The 1,935-nt window shown below is 57.4% G+C and carries 1 protein-coding gene and 2 pseudogenes; 2 read left to right on the forward strand and 1 reads right to left on the reverse strand.

Annotated elements, in window-relative coordinates; genetic code table 11:
- Positions 1 to 587 precede the first annotated feature (587 nt).
- Positions 588 to 913 (reverse strand): annotated as a pseudogene (locus tag GGI60_RS31635) (AIR synthase-related protein); the annotation flags it as partial.
- A gap of 13 nt (positions 914 to 926) precedes the next feature.
- Here GGI60_RS31635 and GGI60_RS31640 point away from each other — a divergent pair.
- Together GGI60_RS31640 and GGI60_RS31775 are read left to right on the forward strand one after the other, a co-directional pair.
- A pseudogene (locus GGI60_RS31640) lies at positions 927 to 1,608 on the forward strand (leucine zipper domain-containing protein); the annotation flags it as partial.
- A gap of 137 nt (positions 1,609 to 1,745) precedes the next feature.
- The coding region (locus GGI60_RS31775) for a hypothetical protein (protein WP_210316836.1) at positions 1,746 to 1,935 on the forward strand (190 nt) is incomplete at its 3' end.

Consider the following 1,935-nt stretch of genomic DNA (forward strand, 5'->3'; position numbering starts at 1 on the left):
ACTTGCAGCTATCCTCCAAACCGTCTCGCCACAAGAGTGCCTAAACTACTTCAAGGAAGCCGGATATGAACGGACGTAAAATCATCCCGCTCTAGCAGCGGCCAGGCCGCCCGACAGTTCCATAATAACCCTTATGGAATGTTATTACATTACGTGGTACATCCTATTTCTAGTGATATCGTGACGCTTCTGCGCTAACTCCTCAATCAGCAAAAATATATGCTCAACATCCTGCCCCATCCACGAAACGAGGCGGTGCAAAGGACGGTCTGCCCAACAACTGCCCTCCCAAGAATCGATTCGAGCTGTCGCCGCAATCCACCATCCTTCGAAATGATTAACGATAGAGTCCCGAAGAGATAAAAGGCTTTTCGCGACTTGACGTTGCCAGAGAAGTTGCCCTCGCTAAATGGCATTGTCCGCGCTTGCTCCAGAACTCACTAAGGGCTCGCGGATTATTTGATGATGCGTCAATCATCTTCCCGCAGATACGTTCAGCTTCCGGAAGGTTATATGTGAATTCCATATTGTACCATCGACGCATCATGAAAATGTCGTGGTCTCCGATACCTTCGGCCTGACGAAAAGGGGATCGCATCCTCCTCGATGCGAAAGCCGGCTTTCGACTGGCTGGCGATTTCGTTCAGGGTACGGCGATGCCGCCGCGCGTTGGATCCGCATCAACCGGATATGCCTCCCGCCGCCGCGACCATCACGGCTACGAGCTGGTTCAGCGCTGCGCTGCGGAGACGATATCTCTATCGAATTCCAGGTTCTCGCGCTTCGACATCACGGCGACACCGTGGTCACAGATGGAGTCTGGGATGATCACAGCATCGCCCAGCCGGGCCGCATCGGGACGAAAATCGAGCCCGTCGGGAACCATGCCGACACCCGCCGTCGAGATGAAAACGCAGGAGGACCGAATGAACATTCACAAGAATGCCCGTTTGACACCGCGGCGTCGAGAGGAGATGGCGCGCGCCGTTATTGAGGGCGCTTGGCCCAAAGCCGAGGCTGCGCGGACATATGGGGTGACGTCGAAGGTGGTCGCTCGTTGGAAGGCGCGATTTCTGGCGGATGGCGCCGCCGGCATGGCGGACCGGTCGTCGCGGCCGCGGACAAGTCCGAGACGCACCGCGGCCAACATTGCCGGCGAGATTGCAGTGTTGCGCCGACAGCGGCTGACGGGCAAGCACATCGCCAAGCAGACGGGCGTGTCGGCGGCAACGGTGAGCCGGGTTCTCAAGCGCGCCGGTCTTTCCAGGCTGAAGGATATCGAGCCGGCCGAACCGGTGTGACGCTATGAGCGCGAGCGGCCTGCCGAAATGATCCATATCGACATCAAGAAACTTGGCCGCTTCAGCCAGGTTGGCCACCGCATCACGGGTGATCGAACCCGCCAAAGTTCGCTCAGGGGCAAAGGCTGGGGCGCTGGCTGGGAGTACGTTCACGTCGCCATTGATGACGCCTCGCGGGTTGCCTTCTCGCAGATATTGCCAGACGAAAAGAAGGAGCGCGCGGTCGCCTTTCTCAAGGGCGGCTCTGACCTACTATAATACCCTCGGCATTACCGTCGAGCGCGTCATGATCGATAACGCTCCCTGCGACGTTCGACAGAGACAGCCCGCGGTACCCAGCCCGCGCATAAGAGTATGTCAGCCGTCGTCAAAATGCCCTGCCTTCCTCGTTTGCTCAGTAGCTTCACGCTGTGCTTTCGTCGTCAAAGCCGGAAGGAAAAAGGCATGACTAAAGAGCTTGCATACGACATAAGAGAGATGCGACAGTCGTCGCCTCTTGGGATGCTGGCCAAACGTCAACGTTTTGAAGGAAGACTGGCGACGTGCACATTCGATGTTGCCCCGGCACTGGGGATCGTCTCATCTGGGTTGGCGCGCTGCACGTGGCCGCGTAAAAACGGATTCTCTCTCAACG

The organism is Rhizobium lentis, from assembly GCF_014200175.1.
GTDB classification, from domain to species: domain Bacteria; phylum Pseudomonadota; class Alphaproteobacteria; order Rhizobiales; family Rhizobiaceae; genus Rhizobium; species Rhizobium mulingense.